Here is a 17,887-nt window from a genome sequence, read left to right as displayed (position 1 = left end):
TTGATGCGCCGCCATTTTTGATGCTCAAGGGCGGCTGTGTCCAAGATAGCTGAGTCCGCGCACATATCGGCGCGCTCCGGGGCCGCGAAGACGGGCGCTCGGCAAATTGGGGTCCGCCATCATACCCGTACGCGAGGACATGCGCCGCGCGCGAGAATTAAGGAGATCGCAGCATCCTCGTATCCGCAAGACCGCGGGCGTGGTGCAGAACGAAGTGCAGCCTCGAATTGTTGCCGTTGCGAGGCATCCATAATCTAAAATGTTTCATCGCAATATTATATGGTGGGCTTGGGAACGCCTTATTGATTGGATGTCACTTTGCAGCGCGGCAGCAAGCCGTTGCCTAATCATGTCGCCAAATCTGCTCCGTGTTCTCGAATGCATCCAGTCATCTGGTTCGCTTCGCCGGTGCCGCCAACTGCACTCGATGCAATTAGGTAGCGTGTCCGACGAACCCGATCAGAGAACACGTTGGAATAAGCGGCTGAAAGTTAAACAGCGCAATAGAAGAGGATGCCAAGGGACGATAGTAGATTGAAATACTCAACTACTGCGTTTGCATGGTTTGGACCTCTAGAGGTCCCTAGCTGATGATTGCTAGCTCGGTCGGAAGTCCAAAGGTTTCGATAGCGAATGCAATCCAAAACATCTTCGTGAAAAGGGACAGCTTTTTGATGAAATCTGGAGAGCCGATGTGAGTGTACGCGTGTGGAAGCAACCAGCCGCTGGAGGCAAGCTATCACCTCGGCGTCAATCGGCAACCGACGTGCTCGGAGCGCGTCTCATCCCAAGGCCTAGCAAAAGCGTCTTTGGTGTCGTTCAACTCACATCAGCCGACTGTTTGTTGTCTATCCCTCAAATTGGCTGCCCGAAGCACGTTCAGGGTGAGCATGCACGAAACGCTGCCGAGATCAACTTGTGCACAAGGCCGCTGAGTGGCCCAGCGGCCACCGCATGAGGGGCTGTGATGTCTTCCCGCAACTCCATGCTTCATCTCGGCTTGAATCTTCATGGTGCCGGTGGTCATTCTGCCGCGTGGCGCTGGCCAGGCACAAATCCAAGCGCTCTTTTTCGACACCGCTACGTCCGCGCTGCGAAGCTTGCGGAGCGCGGTCGCTTAGACGCCGTATTCCTGGCCGATACCCCGCGATAAGCTTCGACATCACCCACCAGCCGCCGCTTAATGGGCTTGAACCAACGCTGGTCCTGGCTGCGATCGCACGTGAAACGAAGCGGATTGGGCTAATCGCCACCGCATCGACCACCTACAATGATCCCTACAATCTCGCCCGGCGTTTCCAATCGCTCGATGTCATCAGCGGTGGCCGTGTGGCGTGGAACGCAGTCACGACCTCGAGCCCCGCGACGGTAGCTAATTTGGCGGACCAGAGCTCGCACGAGCGGATCGCTACCGGTGCGCTGAGGACTTTGTTGAAACTGTTCGGGCGCTCTGGCTCAGCTGGAGTGGCGAGATGATCATCGCGGACCAAGCAGCGGGAGTTTATGCAGATCAGCGTCTGTTTCGGCTGCTCGACCCTGAAAAGAACAGTTTTGGCATCCGTGGCCCACTCACACATCCCGCTTCGCATCAAGGTCATCCAGTCATCGTTCAGGCGGGCGGTTCGGATCCTGGGTTGCGGCTCGGCGCCCGCAGCGCAGATGTCGTGTTCGCGGCAGCCGGCGACTTGAGAACTGCGCTGCAAGAGGCCGAGCGCCTGCGTACTCTGTCTCGTCAATTCAGCCGCCCTACGGCTCCGCTGATCCTTCCAGGTCTTGTCATCTGTATCGGCGGGACTGAAGAAGAGGCGGCTCGCCGCAAAGCGCAACTTGACGAGTTGCAAGACCTGAATCGCGCTGTCGCCGCTCTTGCACGAAGCATGGGCTTGGCGGTCGAGAAGCTTAACCTCGAAAGGCCCATTCCGGAGGAGATTTTGCCCGATGCAGACAGCGTTCCGTTTTCTGTTGGGCACCATCGCACGGTCGAAACTCTGGCGCGTCGAGGCCTTACAGTTCGCGAGATCATCACCAGCGTTCAGGCGTTTGGCCACCGCTTGCTGGTGGGCGCACCCGAACAGATCGCAGATGCGATCGAGGCTTGGTTCCGCGCCGGCGCGGTGGATGGCTTCAATATCATTCCGGACGTGCTGGCTGACGGGACTGCGTCCTTTGTCGACCATGTCGTGCCTCTCCTTCAGAAGCGCGGTCTATTTCGCACAGAATATCAGGGGGAGACATTGCGCGAGCATTTGGGAATTCCCCTCCCCATCGAACCGGCGAGTACGTCGCGTTCCTCAGTGGTGTGACGCTGCATTCGGCCTTTCCGTATTCATTGTCCTGGAGCTCGGACATGTCTGTATCCAATACGCGTTCATCGATGCGCTTCACTTGCCGGCCAAACTGTCTCGCAAGAAAAGTAGCCGCGAGTCTATTGGTGCTGCAAAGCCTGTCACAGTTCGCGCCGAGCGGCCATGCTCAAGAGTCGCCAGCGGTCAAACGAGGAGGGGTTGTTCGTTATGGGCATTTTCAAGAGCCACCGTGCCTCTTCGGAGGGTGGGTGCAGCAATGGTATTTGCAACGCCAGTACAGTGACAATCTGGTCGCCCGCAGTGAAGATGGCCAGATTGTGCCCTGGCTGGCCGAGTCATGGACAATTTCCGATGACAAAAGGGTATACACATTTGAAATAAAGCCGAATGTGAAATTCACGGATGGCACGTCTCTGGATGCTCAGGCCATCGCCGACAATATCAACGGGTGGCTCAGCAACGACCCTGATCGCCGTAATCCAACTGCCGCTCCCTATCTCAGTGATAGCTTCGAATCGGCAAGTGCAATCGCTCCTCTGAGATTACAGGTCACCTTGAAGGCGCCATTTCAACCCTTGCTGAACGTGTTAGCCCAATCCTCACAAGGCATTCTCTCACCCTCCGCGCTCAAACGCGGACTTACGGTAAATTGCGAGAGTCCTGTCGGCTCAGGTCCATTCATTGTGGACAAATGGCGCCATGGAAGGGAGGTCACTTTCCGCCGCAATCCCGACTACAACTCGGCGCCTGCGACCGCCAGGGTTTTTGTGGCCGCTGTGCCTTTCTGCGCGACTGCGATCTTGAACACGCAGACCTCTCTAAGGCCTATCTCTACAGGTCGATGATCACCGGTGATCCCCCGCAATCAATGGCGTTGAACCACGCAAATCTTGAAGGATCCAATCTTGTTCAGGCGTATCTTGCCGCGGGAATGGCTAAGAGCAACCTTGAGGCAACGCGTGCCGCATACGTTCGCATGAATCAATCATCCTTGCGCGGGGCGAACCTGAGTGGGATGTCACCGTTCCAGGCCAGCTTCGTGAAGGCCGACTTTTCGGACGCCAAGATAACCACATTCGAGCCGCCATTCTTTGCTGACCGATGTCCGGGCCTGCAGGCTGCTCTGAAGGGGCAGGAGCGGCGTGAGCCATCAAGCTATTTCGCTGAATTGTCATCGTTGATCAGACGGGGGCGAGAAGGATCCACCTGACCTGTTTGGACTGCACAAGGACGGTTTGGGCGATCATCGGAGCTGTGCGCGGAGCTCTTTGAGATTCGCGGTCAGGACGAGACGCGAGGGCAGAACTTCTGCGCGATCGGACCGACTAGATCGCCTTTTTGGCATTCAAAAAACACTGGAGTAAGAAAATGCATCTGGCAGGTCTTTCCGCAGGTAAAGCGTTCATCCGCGAGGTGGCGAGAACAGGGCAGACAATCGGGACGGTACATACGCTCGGCGCCCTACATCGAGGGCATGCAGAACTGATCAGAAGGCGGCAGTCGAAAATGACGTCCCGATTGCCACGGTGTACCCGAACAAGATCCAGCTTAGGCCAGGTGGGGGTTACGATTTCAATTTAGATGAGGATATTGGGGTCGCGTTACGGTCGGGCGCAACTGCCGTAATTTCGTCCAACGACACCGAGATGTTCCCGCCCGGCTATCGAACCTTTGTGTCGCAGGGTGAGGGTCATTTGCGGTTAGGAGGGCGTGATGCCTATTTGGAAGAAGCCGTTACTGGAGCAGTCCGCTGCATCTGCTATGCGCGACCAACACGCAGCTACTTCGGCCTGAAAGATATCGGCCAGGCGATCATGGTGAAGCGCGCCGTCGCAGACCTCCTTCTGGATTGCGAGATAAGGTTTGTGCCGACGGTGACATACAAGAAAGGAGTGCCCATCTCGTCGCGTTTGAGGCGATTTAACCGCTCTGAGCTTGATGAGCTGTCGTGCCTTTTCACGGCACTCAACCATGCGAGGAAGGAGGTCGTCCGAGGGATATCTAGCGCCAAGATCTGGTTGCATCCGCTACGTCTCAGATCAAGTTCCGCCACTTTAACCTCGACTTTGTTCGAATTATCGACGCTGACAACTTCGAAGACCTGGAGCATGCCAAGCTCCCTTTCATCATTTTTGGAGCGGCAACGGCTCATGGTCTTAAGATCTTCGATAATATCTACGTTCCAGATCAGGATACTCTCCTGAAAGGCCCTTCGAACATCTGGATCGACCTGCCGGATCAGCCCTAGCCAGCCGATTGTTCATCCATGACTTGAACACAAGGCATCCGCCGTATCCGAAGACCGGCTATCTTGTGTAGGTGCAATCGGCTTGATGTGTTGCGCTCCAGAACATAGCGATCTCTCTCACCAGCGCTGAGAGCCCTCACTGATCCACTGAGTAGATCGAGTTGTCAATGCGTTCCTCCCTGCCCGACACGGTAGGGTAGGCTGGTTGCCGTTTGAGGTATACTGGTCCAGCGGCCCACCATAGCCAGCGCTGCGGCAGCTCGAAACGATGGCGCCTCCAGACGGTAAACTCTCGAGAGCAACATCTGCAGAGATAACCATGACAACGCTATCGGAAGATCACCGGACGGACGATTCGTATGTTATCCCGCTGAGGAAGTTGGATGTAAGCGATGGCAAGCGCTTTCAAGACGACAGCATATGGGTTTGCTTTGAGCGACTGCGAAAGGAAGATCCCGTTCACCACTGTCAAGACAGCGCTCATGGTCCATATTGGTCCATAACGAAATACCGGGATATCGTCGCCGTAGACACAAACCACCAGGCGTTCTCGTCAGAACAAGGGGTCACTATTGTCGACGTGCCTTGCGAGCACTGGACCCCAAGCTTCATCAAGATGGGGCCTCCCAAGCACGCCGAGCAGCGCAATACCGTAAGCCCGATCGTCGGACCGGAAAGCTTGAACAAGCTCGAAGGTTTGATTCGGTCCCGTGTCAGGGCGATCCTCGCGGGCCTGCCGCGCAATGAAGTCTTCAACTGGGTGGACAAGGTCTCAATAGAGTTGACGACGCAAATGCTCGCCACGCTATTCGACTTTCCATTTGAGGATCGGCGACTGCTGACCTATTGGTCGGATGTAGCTGTTACAGCTCCGAAAGCAGGCCATGCAATTGACAGCTGGGAGAAGCGAAGCACCATCTTGTCCGAGTGCCTAGCCTATTTCACCCGACTTTGGAACGAGCGCATCAAAGCCGAGCCGCGCCTCGACCTGATCTCCTTGATGACGCATTCGGCGGCCACGCGCCGCATGGTGCCAAGTGAGTTCCTCGGAAATCTTATCTTACTCATTGTTGGGGGCAATGACACCACGCGCAACTCGATTACTGGCGGTCTCCTGTTCATGAATCAGTACCCATCCGAACGGCGAAAGCTCATTGACAATCCCAAGCTGGTCTCGAACGCCGTGTCCGAGATAATTCGGTACCAGACGCCAATTGCACATATGCGCCGCACTGCCGTGATCGACAGCATTGTAGGCGGAAAGCAGATCAGGAAGGGCGACAAGGTCGTCATGTGGTACATCTCGGGTAACAGGGACGAAGAGGTCATTGAGAGTGCCAACAGTTTCGTGATCGACCGCAAGAATGTGCGGCAGCATCTCTCGTTCGGATTCGGCATCCATCGGTGTCTTGGCAGACATCTTGCGGAGCTGCAGCTGAGGGTCCTCTGGGAGGAGATTTTGTCCGCGGAATTGTGGTTCGAAGTTGTCGGCGAACCCGAGCGGATTGCGTCTAACTTCGTGCACGGCTATTCGGCTCTCCCTGTGCGGATTACAGCCTAGGCCCACATTGCGCTGCTCACGCAGACGGCAGGCGGCGGAGCGGGCTTGTCCTAAACCATCTTGCGTTTCTGCAAGGAGCGCAGATGGGTGATCGACGCGAAACGTTGTTGCATGCGGGGAGCTGATTGCGGGCCCGCAGACGCTTGGAACGAGACCCGCAAGAAGCGATAGGTGAGGCGTACGTCCGCCTCGCACGCGCTCGGCAGGTGGATAATTGAACCTCAACGGCTACTCCGATGCAGGTGTCTGGGCTGCCTTAATAGTCGGAACCGTAAAGGCCGATCACCTTGATGTTGAAAATTGTAGCTGTGGCAGCGATCTTTCTTGGAGAAGCGCTTTCGATACTGGCCGAGTTGATTGCCTCAAGACAATTCGGAAAAACAGGTGGCCACATGGCGATGCTGTGGCCGATGTTTCTCCTGGCATCCTTCGCCGGCATCCTCCTCGTATTCGGATACGCACTTGGCTACATGCATCTGAAGAATATCTGGATCATTGTCGCGATATCCGTTGGCGCCATCCTGGTGCTGGAGCCGATACTCACGCTTCTGCTCTTTAGAGATGTACCGACCGTCGGTTCGCTAATTGGGCTGCTTCTGGGTGCGTTTGGCGCACTCGCTGCCATATTTCTATGAAGGTAATTTGACGGTGGCGAAAATGGCCCCGCGGCTTTTGCGAAATGCAGTCTGAGGAGCTGCGGAGGGGCGAGTCTGCCGGTTCGGACGAGGATAAATATCGATACTGGTTCAGCATCTCTTCACCGGTATACGGCGGCTGGCTCTCGGCTAGCTCTATTGAGCGCTTCTGTCAAACTCTACTTAAAAGTTCGTAGGATGCCGCCGCAAGGCTAGCTCTGTCAGTCGATTTGAGCTGGCCATTTCTCCTTGACAATAATTCGCCGTTTAAGGGCGAGGTTTGTCCCAACTACCCATTTACATCGACGGAGCCACCGGCAAACGACCAAGACTCGTACCGGATGGCGACGCGGCCAAGGCGCCTCAGCGGCCGTGACGTGTCTGATCAAACCGCAATCGAGGCATTACCCACATCGATCTCTTCAGAATCATTGGAGGTCCCATGGAAATGAAACTCCAGGTGACATCGACTTTCTTTTGCGTTCGCAAGAACGGTTTTTGGTCAGGTAGTCGTCAGTCGGGCGGTCTACCCAGACGGCCTGCACATTCGTAACTTTTATCGGAGACGAAGTATGACAGGCATTGGCCGAGCTGGCGCATCGGATGTGGGGGCCACAGGAGTCGGTAGCAGCGGGGACATAAGCCGTTCGAGGCCGGAGATTGGCCTGCTTCCCGGAGGAGGCAGACAGTCCTTCGATGCCGTTATCGAGCGGCTGCGCTCTGGGCCTCAAGACAGAAGCGCGGTGCTTGGCAAGCCGAATCTCCCGGCGCCAACGCGCAACGAGATCAGGGCAGCAAGGCAAAAGATGGACAGCCTGCTTGCCGAGCTTGATGCTAGCCGTCGAGCGGCCACGCACCCCCCGAACCTACCAGAGGCACAAGAGCTGATCGATCGAGTCGTCAAAGCAGGCTCAACAGTTCTGGAGTACTACGCGGATCTGCCGGCCAATTTAGCGCGTCGCATTATGCCCGACGACCAGGCTCGCAGGCTCCGCGATGACACGCTGGCCGCGGCCGACCGGTGTAACGAGGTGGCCACCCATATTATCTACGAGCTGGAAGACAAAAGAAAGGAAGCAAAAGGCTGGCTCGTGAGGATCAGAAGCACCGGTACGCCTGCCCAGGTGGACCGCGCGCTTGCAAGTGTGGCGAATCGTTATGCAGCCTGCATGGAATGGTGGGGAAAGAAGGTGTTGCGCCTGGAGCGGGTTCAGTCTGCCTGTGTGGCTACTGCCAATTTGCCGAGTAGCACGCCCGAGATGCGCAAGGCCGAAGAGGCCGCACTAAGGCTGCACACCGGCGAGGCTCTCAATATGAAGTGCATGTTCCTGCAACAGAGGATCGCTCTCGCGGAGCTCTTGATTGACTCGCGAGCGAGCACGTTCGATCCAGGCGTGCGCGAGGCCCTCATGGACGAGAGCGGGCGGGTGCGTCTGCTCGGGAGCTTTATCGGAGATATTTTTCCGGCGTTTGTTTCCACGGCCGATGCCGTTCTGAAGAGCAATGGAGCAGCGCTCGACGCGGAGCATCGCGCCGTGCTGGAAGGAGTGATGGAGCGGCTTTCGGAATTTGCGTCGGGGGTGAGCGGCATCGTTGCCAATGTGAGGGGGACCGGAACGGGGGCTGACCTTCCGCTGCAGCTGCTGGACGAGATTGTAGAGAGTGCGTGGGCGACAGCGAACGAGGTCATGCGGCTGCTGGCATTACAGCCAGCAACGCCTGTCACGCTTGAACGGGCGGGTTCGGCTGCGTTGCCAGAGAATATTGCTGGGGCGAGCGAAGTCAATCCGGGCCGCAGAAAGGGCAAAGGGAGGCGCGCAGCGGCCGGAGGCGAGGGGAGTTCAACGATCAGCTTATCCGAGCCGCAACTCGCAAGGCCCGCTACCGCTCCAGCTCCTACGCGCAAGGTTATCGTGCGCTCCGATCTCGGGACGAAGAAGCTCGCCACCGCGGAGGAAGCACGCGCCTCTTCCGCTGCAACCGAGCACCTACAAATGTGGCAGGCACCGCCGTCCAAGGAAGCACTGGCGGGATTACTTGAGCGGCTGGACAAGCTGCTGCAGTTCGATCTGCCGGCTCAGCAAAGGACCGTCTCGCAAACGCGCCAGATGAATCCCGAGGACGCCGAATACGTCTTGGATCGCGTAATTACGCGGTTGCAGACCCAGGCTGACGAAAGTGAAGCCTGTGTAACCGCGCTGCACGAGCCTCGCCGACGTGGCCTGCTTACGCCTTCGCAAGTGCCCGAAGTGCACGATAAGTTAGTCCGGCTCAACGGGATGCTGTCCGAGCTGCACGGACAGGCAAACTCCTTGAAGGCGCGGAAGGTAGCAATCACGAGCGATTGCATGAAGACCTACTCCTTTCCATCGCAAAAGTATCTCGAAAAGTTGCGCGCGGCGGGGGAGCTGGAGTCAGTGGGGCCCCCGCACCCACTGAAGGGCGAGCCAGGTCAGCTATTCGAGATCAAGCTGCAGCCCAAGGCGCTGCGCAGTGGTGCGATGCCAAGGCCTATGTGGGTGCACATCCATACCGAGCGCCCAGTTCATGCCTGGCAATTAGCAACGCTTGGCGATCGCGAATTTGCCGCATGCCACGTGAAATCCGACGAACAGCGCGGATACAATCGACATTGGCAGAACGCTCGAGCCGCCGAGGGCCACGACAAAGTCGTGATCCACCGCGGCAAGCTCACTCCTGGGTTTTGTAGGTCCTTGTTGAGCAACGCCGCTGGCCAGCCGTGGCAACCCCATCCGGAGCTCGTTTCATCGCAGATGGCTCAACTAGGGATCTAGTGTGCTGGTTGTCTTGCTGCGGTCAGCAATTCTTGGCGGCGTGCATGCCTCCGGATCGGCTCGGCGCATTGCATTAGCAGCGCCGAGCTCCTTCGGCTTAATTTTACAAAAGAATGGAGCCCGGAAAACGCCTGCAATCATTAGCTCCGACAGAGCCATACGATACCCGAGCTTATTCGTCCCGTAGATAGATCTAATCAAGAAAATCAATTTTACCGCTCCCACCGTAGTCATATAGACCTCGAGGAAGGTTGGGGCCAACCAAGGGAAGCGATTTCTCGGATGAAAAAGTCTGTGTTAGTGACAGTCAGCGCCCTCGCGCTTGCAACGGCGGCGGTGCCGCCTTTTGCTGCGACGGTGACCGCGCAACCGGTCACCCCCCGGCTGCAGGTAGCCGATACATCATATCCGCAGTGCGCCGATGACCCGTTGGATGGCATCTGCGACCTGTTTTTTTGCTTGACCGATCCATCGTGCGTGCGACGCTGATAGCGGAAAACCAATCAAGCAGAGAATGAGGATAGAGCCTCGTGCGGCCGCTTGCTTGGGGAGCGGCCGTTTCCTCAAGCCGTAGGTTTATACTGGCAGACTAATTGATTGCTTTCAGTTCGTCGGTGATGCCGCCAATCGCTCGTCTGTAGCGCCGGAGACGGCTCATTAAACGGGCAAGTCGATTTGGACCACAGCACTGTTCCAAGTGCGAGCCGCCGCTCGATCTAAAACTGGTCCGATATATTGCTTTTTCATGCCCTCCGACGCCCTTCAATTCGATAATTTGCATTCGGACGTCATGAATGTCCATTCTTACCGCCATGCCTAGGTAGTGGTCGTGGCGTTACAAACGATCGTTTATCAGTCGGGCGCCAAATCGAGCGGTGCCGTCTCCGGCATCATGAGCATGGCAAAGAGCCCGGCGGCGCTCGCTAAAAGCATGTACCAGGCAGGGACGAGTGCGCTCCCTGTAAGGTGGATCAGCCAAGTGACGATCGGTTGGGCTGTGCCTCCGAAAATCGCTATCGCAAAAGCGTAGATCGTCGCGAAGGCGCCACCACGAATGTTCCTGGGTAAACCTTCGGCCATGCTCACGTAGAAGGCGCTATACGGAATCATTCCGATCAGAGTGAGTGCGCCGAGACCCCCTAGAATTGCGAAGGTGCTGCGGCTCTCTACGATCCATAAGAATACCGGATAGATCATTACCAATGCCATGACCTGCGGCCATATCATGACCCGCCGCCGGCCCGCGCGGTCGGCGAGCAGACCGCCCAGCAGTGCGGCAGCAATTCCGACCGCATTGCTGATGAGCGTGGCACCAAAGGCCAGAGGCGCTGAAACATGCAGCGTGTTCATCGCGTAGGTGGTCATATACCCAGTAACGTAAGTGGTGATCGTGCAGCTGGCCAAGATAACAAATCCCAAGCACATGATGCGACGGTCGTCAGACGATTGACCTCCAGGCCGGGCGACCAGAACGGGCACTTGGTGCAGGTGCAGCGTTTCGGGTAGTGCGCTTCGCAACCAAAGTCCGAGCGGCAACGTCACCGCACCCAACAAAAGCGCGATCCGCCATCCGTACGCATTGAGCGCATCGCTTGTCATGCTGAGCGAGAGTATTTCTCCAACCAAGGCTCCGGCGGTCGCAGCTAGCTGTTGGCTCGCGGGCTGAAAGGAGACAGCAAGACCGCGACCTCCTTCGGGGGCCGCTTCCATCAAATAGGCTGTCGTCGGGCCCACCTCACCCCCGAGAGCAAAGCCTTGCAGCAAGCGTGCGAAGACGACCAGTGACGGAGCGGCTAGTCCTATTGTCTCGTACGATGGCGTAGTAGCTAACAATAAGGCTGCGGCACTCATCATGGTAAAGCTGGCGGTCATCGCGGGCCGGCGGCCAGCCCGATCCGAATACGAGCCCAGTACGATGGCCCCGATCGGTCTGGTCACAAAACCTGCGCCGAAGGTTGCGAGTGACAGCATAAGGCTGGCGAACGGGTCGTCTGCCGGGAAGAACGTCTGACCGATCTGTATCGCAAAAAAGCTGTAGGTCCCGAAGTCGTAGAATTCGAGAATATTGCCGATGGTTGCGCCCAACACGGCGCGGTTCCTCAGGCGTTGGTCTGCGGGATCGAGGACAGGCTGCAGCCTCTCTCGAGCAAATTGCCTCGACATCCTCGACCTATCTGACGCGCGACCCCAAGACCCAAACATTTTCGCCAGGTAGAACGCACCGTTGCATTCCACTTATCCGAACTCGTCCCTTACGGCACATTACGCCAGTCAACATGTAGGCTGAAGCGTGTCACGACGAAGTTCACCGCAACCTCTGCAATAAAAATGCCTGTCGCTGCGCCACGATAGCCCTTGATCTGATCGCTGGCCTGTCTGGCAAGACGATTCTGAGAACCTGCTGAGTTCGGCGGATGGCTGCAGACGTTTGAAGCTGCTCTGGCGGGAGTGGGACAAAATTGACGGACGTCACACACGACTGACGACGATTCGAGTCATTCCGCCTCGGTCAGGCAGCCGAATTAGTCGAGGGTGGGTTCGTTAAGCTTAGGCGGGTATAAGACGCAGCCGACGGTGAAGTGATCGCGCGGGACTGGAGCCCTGCGGTCGCTCCGATTGTTCTTACCTGGATGGACAATTCACCGCTTAGAAGTGGATTGCTCGCCCCACCAGCGGGTGTGCTTCATCGCGTCCGCTGGCAGCCCACGAAATGAACGGTTATCCCGGCCCTCTCGTCCGAGTGGTGCCGACCTATTGTCCGGGCTGCGATATTGCCCCCGTTGTCGGGCACGTGGAAAATTGACCCCCGTATTGCCTCACCTGAGAATGTTACTTTCTCCTGACCGATGTAACTCCGGTTATCGGCCAGTCCGAGTTGCACACAGCACCCAGGATCAGAGACTGGAGGACGTCGCGGAATGCCGAGTACATGCGCTCAGCGCCGCACCTGAGCCGAGCGCGGGATGATCGTCTCGGCTGCTTTGCTTCTGAGCGATCCCACGCGCGCTGCACGACGGTGTGCCGCGGCGGGCGAACTGTCGAGATATTGTTCAGCGAGGCGGAGATGTCCCAGCGCGCTCAGACCGCGCTTGCCTGCCAAATCGGCGGGCGTCGGCGCGGTTCGCGCAAAATGGGTAAGCCAAACCGGTGACCGTGGAGCGCATACTCGGGCTGGGCGTAGTCTTTGCCGGTGTGAACCTACATAGTCCGCTAGCCGCAACCAACCATCGCAAGTGGTGCGGTCGCTTTGCTAGCAGTGCGACTGCGTGAGCTCATTTATCGGACTGGTTGGCCCTACCAGATCTGGGCGTTTTTCAAGCAGCACCTCCACCATAGGATCACGTTAGATAGCATGCACCGTGCAGCCAGCTTCGAAACGCGAGACGAGGGGCATGGCCAACATCAAGCTTTATCATTCAATTACGGATGCGCACGCACAGCGAATCAGCTCCGCTCAAAAGATGAGATGGAGAGCGGAGGCCCCGAGACTTCGAGGCGTCCAGATGATACGCGACATGAAGCCGATGGCGCGTATGGTTTTAGCAGCAAGGCGCGCGCTTGCCATTTCAGATCTCGACCGGTGCTGCGCAATCTGGTGGCTCTATCGCATTCATTTCGGATTCACGGGCAAGGTGATATTGGGGCTCGCTGCGGTCACTGTTGCCCAGGAGACATCCCGCTGCGGAATCTAGGAATCGTGGCATCGAGCGCATTCCGGCTCGGTGTCGCGCGTCATGGAAAACTGCCCCCCGCATTGCCTCACTAAAAATGTTACCGGACAACTTTCCTGTCGTGTCTGGGGCGGAGCTGCCGAATCAGTTCGGTGGCGGGTATGGCAGGGAAGATCAGCATGCGCGCAAAGCGCGAGATCACATCAGCGCTGGTGGAGCGTTATCGGGCGAGCGGACGGCTCGAGAAGGCACGGATCCTGGACGAGCTGTGTGCCCTTACGGGATGGCATCGTAAGCACGCGATCCGAGCACTGTCGGTGGACGGGGCATCGGGATCGGCCGTGCCGCGGCGACGGGGCCGCAGTTACGGAGCTTCCATTCGCGTTGCACTGATTGTGCTCTGGGACGCCTCTGACCGGCTCTGCAGTAAGCGGCTCGTCGCGATGATCCCGTTTTTGCTTCCGGCACTTGAACGGCACGGCAGATTGAAGCTTTCTGCCGATGAGAGGTCGAAGGTTTTGAAGGTGAGCGCGGCGACGATCGATCGCCTGCTGAGCGACGTAAAGATCGCAGCAGCCGGAGGGCGCCGACGGCGGGCGGGCTTTTCTAGTGCCGTACGGCGGCAAGTCCCGGTGCGTACATTCAATGACTGGGGATCACCTCCGCCGGGGTACTGCGAAGCGGATCTGGTTGCGCACGGCGGCATGTCCGTATCTGGCGCGTTCATTCAGACGCTAACAATGGTGGATATCGCAACGGGGTGGACCGAATGCTTTCCGCTCGTCGTGCGTGAAGCAGCTCTTGTGATCGAAGCTCTCGAGCGGGCGCAGAACCTATTTCCCTGGCCCATTCGGGGGCTCGATTTTGATAACGACAGCGCCTTCATGAACGACACGGTCGTGTCGTGGCGCCGTTCTCACGATGTCGAAGTCACTCGTTCCAGGGCCTACAAGAAGAACGATGAGCATTCGTTGAACAAAAGAACGGAGCTATCGTTCGCCGCCTGGTGGGCTACGGGCGGTTTGAAGGCATGATGCCGCTCGCTCATTAGCTCGCCTGTTTGCGGCGGCACGGCTGCACATCAATTTCTTCCAGCCCTCGTTTAAACTGAAGGAGAAGCACCGCGAAGGTGCCAAGATGATCAAGCGCTATCTTCCTCCCGCTACGCCGTACGAAAGAGCATTGGTCCACCCGAGGCTCAATGAGGCATTCAAAGGTCGGCTGCGGGAGATTTACCGGACGCTTGATCCGGTGGCATTGCTGACACAGATGCGGGACGCTCAGAATGAGCTGGGTAAGCGCGTCGATCAACGGGCTGGAAAGCCAGCGATGACTGTCGCGCAGGGGCATAGCGACTTATCGGCCTTTGCCCGAGAGCTCGGCGACGGTTGGAAACAGGGTGAGCAGCGGGGCATTCATCGTCGTCGCTATGTGCGGCGCAAGCCTGTGCCACGTCGGCCATCGATGCTCGACCCCTACATTCCCATCATCGAGGAATGGCTCGCCGCGGCTCCGCACTTGTCCGCGGTCGATCTTCTCTCCCGGCTGGACGCGCATGCGCCCGGTCGGTTCAGCGGCCATCAGCGGCGCACGGTGCAGCGATTGGTCAAGAATTGGCGATCAAAGGCCGCTCGACAGCTCATCAGCAGCACAGAGATCACACTACCGGTCCAAGCCTCGCATCTTCGTATTTAATCCTGACAGGTTCTTTCGCCGAAGCACCGCAAGCCGCTCGCTCGCTACGGCGCTCTGTAGGGCGCGCTTCGCGAGCAGCTTGCTCCGACTCGCGGCAGCCGATCCAGAAAAACACCAGGGTGCGCTTCGGTAACATTGTCATCTGAGGCAATATGAGGGGGCAGTTCCGGATGGCGTTTGACAGGCTCGGCACCGAACCTACCCAGGTTACGCGTCTGGTTGGCGGACAAAAGCGTTGCCCAACGCCAGTCGCCTCAAGTCTCTCCAAGCCAGCACAGCCGCTAATCGCATCAAAAACGGCGGCCGGCGCGGGGCACTGATGGTGCCTCCAACGCGAGCAGCCTGCCGTCAAGCTCGAACCCGTGCTCGCACTTCACGCCACAACTTGAACTGTTTCGATGGATGATGCTGCCAAAGCAGAGTTGTGAGCGGCCGAACGGAAGGCGCAGGCGATCGTTCAGGATGTTTCGCGTAACCGACACGGAGCAAGGTGATCGCTGCGTAACATGCCGTCGTTGCTAAGAACCCGATTGTCAGTTTTGAGACCGACGTCAAAAAGCTGACACTTCAGGGGCTGGGGACGACTGGACAACCTCCAAGTATCAAGCGGCACACTCCTTGCACCATCGAAAGCCAGCGGACCTAATTCCCGAGTACGCATCTTCCGAATGCTTCCAGCCCACCTAGCGAGACGCCCAAGTCCGGCTCGCTAACGTCAGGACAACTTCCATGAAAAATTCGCCTTTTCTGGCAGCATCGCTATCCCTGAGTTGTTTGATGTCCGCTGGACTGTCCCAGACGCTAACCCCTGCGAGCGTGCCTGAGGATCCTTTTCTTTGGCTCGAGGAGATCGAAGGGCCGCGCGCATTGGCTTGGGCTCGCACCGAGAACGATAAGACACTCAGTGCTCTCCAATCCGACCCCCGTTACCAGCGTTTCTACGGCGAAGCGCTCCACGTTCTCCAGGCTAAGGACCGGATTCCCTACGTTTCGCTGGGAAGACTTGGTCTCGAAAATTTCTGGCAGGACGAGAACCAGGTGCGCGGCGTCCTGCGGCGTACCACGCTTGAAAGCTATCGCACGCAAAGCCCACGATGGGAGACCATTCTCGACGTGGATGCTCTGGCGCATAGGGAAAAGAAGAACTGGATCTATAAAGGGGCGAGCTGCCTTCCGCCCGAAGAGCGCCTGTGCTTGCTCCACCTTTCAGAAGGCGGAAAAGACGCTGTGTTCGTCCGGGAGTTCGACGTAGCCTCCAAAACCTTCGTCGCGAACGGCTTCAAACTTCCCGAGGGAAAACAGGAAGTCACTTGGGTAAATAGCGACACGCTCCAAATTGCACGAGATTGGGGCGAAGGCACCATGACGCAAGCCGGTTATCCTTTCGTGGTGAAGGAGCTCAAGCGCGCCCAGTCGCTCGCCGAAGCGCACGAGGTGTTCCGTGGCGAGCAGACGGATGTCGGGGTCACTCCATTCGTGCTGCGCGACAGTGAAGGGAGGATCCATGCGACCGGCGTAGATCGCGGCATCAGCTCGTTCGAGCATGAGTATGTGCTCTTTGGCCCGGAGCCAATTAAACTCAATCTGCCAAAGAAGGCGACCATCGGCGGTATCGCGAGTGGTCGCCTGCTGGTGACGCTGAACGAAGACTGGTCGCCACCGTCCGGACAAAACCCCTTTTCAGCCGGCTCGATTATCTCTTATGACCTGGCCGAATGGAAGAAGAATCCGCTGCGCGCCACACCCACGCTTGTCTTCAAGCCCGGGCCTAAACAAGCGGTCAGCAGGTTCACCGCCACAAGAAGCTTGTTGATCCTAACGATTCTCGACAATGTTCAGAGTAAGGCGTTCGTCTACAAGTATCATCAGGGCGCCTGGCGTGCCGCGCCGATCCCGCTTCCCGAGAATGCGAGTATCGGTCTTGCTGCGGCATCGCATGATACGGAGGAGGCGATGTTCACTGTCTCAAGCTTTCTTAGCCCGACGACGCTGTGGTACTTCGACGCCGCAACCGAACGCCTTGAGACAATGAAGACGACCCCTCCCAGGTTCGATGCCTCGCGACTTGTCGTCGAACAGTTCGACGCAACGTCGTCCGACGGCACACGCATTCCATATTTTCTGGTACGACCCAAGAGCGCGAGGTTTGACGGATCAACTCCAACACTTCTCTATGGCTATGGGGGGTTTCAGATACCGCTCACCCCCTCTTACGTGGGCCTCATGGGACGACTCTGGCTCGAGCAGGGCAACGCGTATGTTGTCGCGAACCTGCGCGGCGGCGGTGAGTTCGGGCCAGAATGGCATCAGACTGCCCAAGGAGCAACGAAGCAGCGCACATGGGATGACTATATCGCCGTCGCGGAGGACTTGATCCGGCGTAAGATCACGTCTCCCCGCCGGCTGGGCGTAGTCGGCGGTAGTCAAGGAGGTCTGCTGGTAGGAACCGCAATCACTCAACGACCCGAACTCTTCAATGCGGCCATTGTCCGGGTTCCGCTGTTCGATATGCTTCGGTTCACCAAGCTGGGCGCTGGAGCCTCTTGGGTCGGCGAGTATGGCGATCCCACCAACCCCGAACAGCGCAAGTCGCTCGAGGCCTACTCGCCCTATCAGAGCTTGGTGCCGGGCAAGACCTACCCGGCCCCCTTCATTCTCACCTCCACCAAGGACGACCGAGTGCATCCAGCGCATGGCCGCAAAGCAGCGGCGAGGCTCGCTGCATTGGGTCAACCGTATCTCTACTATGAGAATACCGACGGGGGGCATAGCGCGGCCGCCAACCTCATAGAACAAGCACGCCGGATCTCTTTAGAATATACTTACGCATGCCGGCGGCTCGTCGATGAGTGATGTTGAGTATCGAAGTTACATTCAATGGTAACGCTTGGCGGACGTTATCGGCAGCGGCCTGGGCAGGCTCAGTTTTTGCTGAGTCCGGCAGAGTTGGTATCTCCCCGATTGGATCCGAAAGAT

Annotated in this window: 11 protein-coding genes and 2 pseudogenes; 12 read left to right on the top strand and 1 reads right to left on the bottom strand. The window is 57.7% G+C overall.

What is annotated here, in order from left to right; genetic code table 11:
* The first annotated feature begins 954 nt into the window (after nt 1-954).
* The 8 genes and pseudogenes from ACVWZ4_RS06155 to ACVWZ4_RS06120 all read left to right on the top strand — a co-directional run bounded on the left by ACVWZ4_RS06155 (nt 955) and on the right by ACVWZ4_RS06120 (nt 9,545).
* On the top strand, nt 955-1,476 hold the full coding sequence (locus tag ACVWZ4_RS06155) for an LLM class flavin-dependent oxidoreductase (protein WP_456705160.1): 522 nt from the start codon (nt 955-957) through the stop codon (nt 1,474-1,476).
* Nucleotides 1,458-2,303, top strand: a pseudogene (locus ACVWZ4_RS06150) (LLM class flavin-dependent oxidoreductase); the annotation flags it as partial. The gene ACVWZ4_RS06155 and the pseudogene ACVWZ4_RS06150, both read left to right, overlap by 19 nt.
* A 44-nt stretch (nt 2,304-2,347) precedes the next feature.
* On the top strand, nt 2,348-3,151 hold the full coding sequence (locus tag ACVWZ4_RS06145; RefSeq protein WP_456701491.1) for an ABC transporter substrate-binding protein: 804 nt from the start codon (nt 2,348-2,350) through the stop codon (nt 3,149-3,151).
* On the top strand, nt 3,148-3,516 hold the full coding sequence (locus tag ACVWZ4_RS06140; RefSeq protein WP_456701492.1) for a pentapeptide repeat-containing protein: 369 nt from the start codon (nt 3,148-3,150) through the stop codon (nt 3,514-3,516). Before ACVWZ4_RS06145 ends, ACVWZ4_RS06140 begins: the two co-directional genes overlap by 4 nt.
* A 158-nt stretch (nt 3,517-3,674) precedes the next feature.
* Nucleotides 3,675-4,510, top strand: a pseudogene (locus ACVWZ4_RS06135) (pantoate--beta-alanine ligase).
* Nucleotides 4,511-4,873: 363 nt separating this feature from the next.
* Nucleotides 4,874-6,115: a cytochrome P450 gene (locus ACVWZ4_RS06130; protein ID WP_456701493.1), complete on the top strand. Its 1,242-nt coding sequence runs from the start codon at nt 4,874-4,876 to the stop codon at nt 6,113-6,115.
* Between the two features lie 290 nt (nt 6,116-6,405).
* Complete coding sequence (locus ACVWZ4_RS06125) at nt 6,406-6,750, top strand: hypothetical protein (protein WP_456701494.1); 345 nt, start codon at nt 6,406-6,408, stop codon at nt 6,748-6,750.
* 572 nt (nt 6,751-7,322) lie between these two features.
* The gene (locus tag ACVWZ4_RS06120; RefSeq protein WP_456701495.1) at nt 7,323-9,545 is read left to right on the top strand and encodes a hypothetical protein; all 2,223 of its coding nucleotides are present in this window, start codon (nt 7,323-7,325) and stop codon (nt 9,543-9,545) included.
* 852 nt (nt 9,546-10,397) lie between these two features.
* Here ACVWZ4_RS06120 and ACVWZ4_RS06115 read toward each other — a convergent pair.
* Nucleotides 10,398-11,708 (bottom strand): MFS transporter, encoded by a 1,311-nt coding sequence (locus ACVWZ4_RS06115; RefSeq protein WP_456701496.1) that lies wholly within the window; start codon nt 11,706-11,708, stop codon nt 10,398-10,400.
* A gap of 1,229 nt (nt 11,709-12,937) precedes the next feature.
* On the opposite strand from ACVWZ4_RS06115, the gene ACVWZ4_RS06110 reads away from it, so the two are divergent.
* The 4 genes from ACVWZ4_RS06110 to ACVWZ4_RS06095 all read left to right on the top strand — a co-directional run bounded on the left by ACVWZ4_RS06110 (nt 12,938) and on the right by ACVWZ4_RS06095 (nt 17,764).
* Nucleotides 12,938-13,237 (top strand): hypothetical protein, encoded by a 300-nt coding sequence (locus ACVWZ4_RS06110; RefSeq protein ID WP_456701497.1) that lies wholly within the window; start codon nt 12,938-12,940, stop codon nt 13,235-13,237.
* Between the two features lie 140 nt (nt 13,238-13,377).
* Nucleotides 13,378-14,250 carry an integrase catalytic domain-containing protein gene (locus ACVWZ4_RS06105; RefSeq protein WP_456701498.1) on the top strand — a complete coding sequence of 291 codons (873 nt, stop codon included), beginning with the start codon at nt 13,378-13,380 and terminating at the stop codon, nt 14,248-14,250.
* A 103-nt stretch (nt 14,251-14,353) separates the two neighbouring features.
* Nucleotides 14,354-14,911: a hypothetical protein gene (locus ACVWZ4_RS06100; protein ID WP_456701499.1), complete on the top strand. Its 558-nt coding sequence runs from the start codon at nt 14,354-14,356 to the stop codon at nt 14,909-14,911.
* Between the two features lie 729 nt (nt 14,912-15,640).
* Nucleotides 15,641-17,764 (top strand): prolyl oligopeptidase family serine peptidase, encoded by a 2,124-nt coding sequence (locus tag ACVWZ4_RS06095; RefSeq protein ID WP_456701500.1) that lies wholly within the window; start codon nt 15,641-15,643, stop codon nt 17,762-17,764.
* Nucleotides 17,765-17,887: the final 123 nt, after the last annotated feature.

It is taken from the genome of Bradyrhizobium sp. USDA 4472, assembly GCF_054058595.1.
Note: the sequence above shows the minus strand (reverse complement) of the source record. Positions and strands in the feature narration are given on the sequence as shown.

What these genes read in the sequence shown, in the direction of transcription:
- ACVWZ4_RS06155 (WP_456705160.1), top strand. Translation starts at nt 955, where the DNA reads ATGAGGGGCTGTGATGTCTTCCCGCAACTCCATGCTTCATCTCGGCTT.
- ACVWZ4_RS06145 (WP_456701491.1), top strand. Translation starts at nt 2,348, where the DNA reads ATGTCTGTATCCAATACGCGTTCATCGATGCGCTTCACTTGCCGGCCA.
- ACVWZ4_RS06140 (WP_456701492.1), top strand. Translation starts at nt 3,148, where the DNA reads ATGATCACCGGTGATCCCCCGCAATCAATGGCGTTGAACCACGCAAAT.
- ACVWZ4_RS06130 (WP_456701493.1), top strand. Translation starts at nt 4,874, where the DNA reads ATGACAACGCTATCGGAAGATCACCGGACGGACGATTCGTATGTTATC.
- ACVWZ4_RS06125 (WP_456701494.1), top strand. Translation starts at nt 6,406, where the DNA reads ATGTTGAAAATTGTAGCTGTGGCAGCGATCTTTCTTGGAGAAGCGCTT.
- ACVWZ4_RS06120 (WP_456701495.1), top strand. Translation starts at nt 7,323, where the DNA reads ATGACAGGCATTGGCCGAGCTGGCGCATCGGATGTGGGGGCCACAGGA.
- ACVWZ4_RS06115 (WP_456701496.1), bottom strand. Translation starts at nt 11,708, where the DNA reads ATGTCGAGGCAATTTGCTCGAGAGAGGCTGCAGCCTGTCCTCGATCCC.
- ACVWZ4_RS06110 (WP_456701497.1), top strand. Translation starts at nt 12,938, where the DNA reads ATGGCCAACATCAAGCTTTATCATTCAATTACGGATGCGCACGCACAG.
- ACVWZ4_RS06105 (WP_456701498.1), top strand. Translation starts at nt 13,378, where the DNA reads ATGGCAGGGAAGATCAGCATGCGCGCAAAGCGCGAGATCACATCAGCG.
- ACVWZ4_RS06100 (WP_456701499.1), top strand. Translation starts at nt 14,354, where the DNA reads ATGATCAAGCGCTATCTTCCTCCCGCTACGCCGTACGAAAGAGCATTG.
- ACVWZ4_RS06095 (WP_456701500.1), top strand. Translation starts at nt 15,641, where the DNA reads ATGAAAAATTCGCCTTTTCTGGCAGCATCGCTATCCCTGAGTTGTTTG.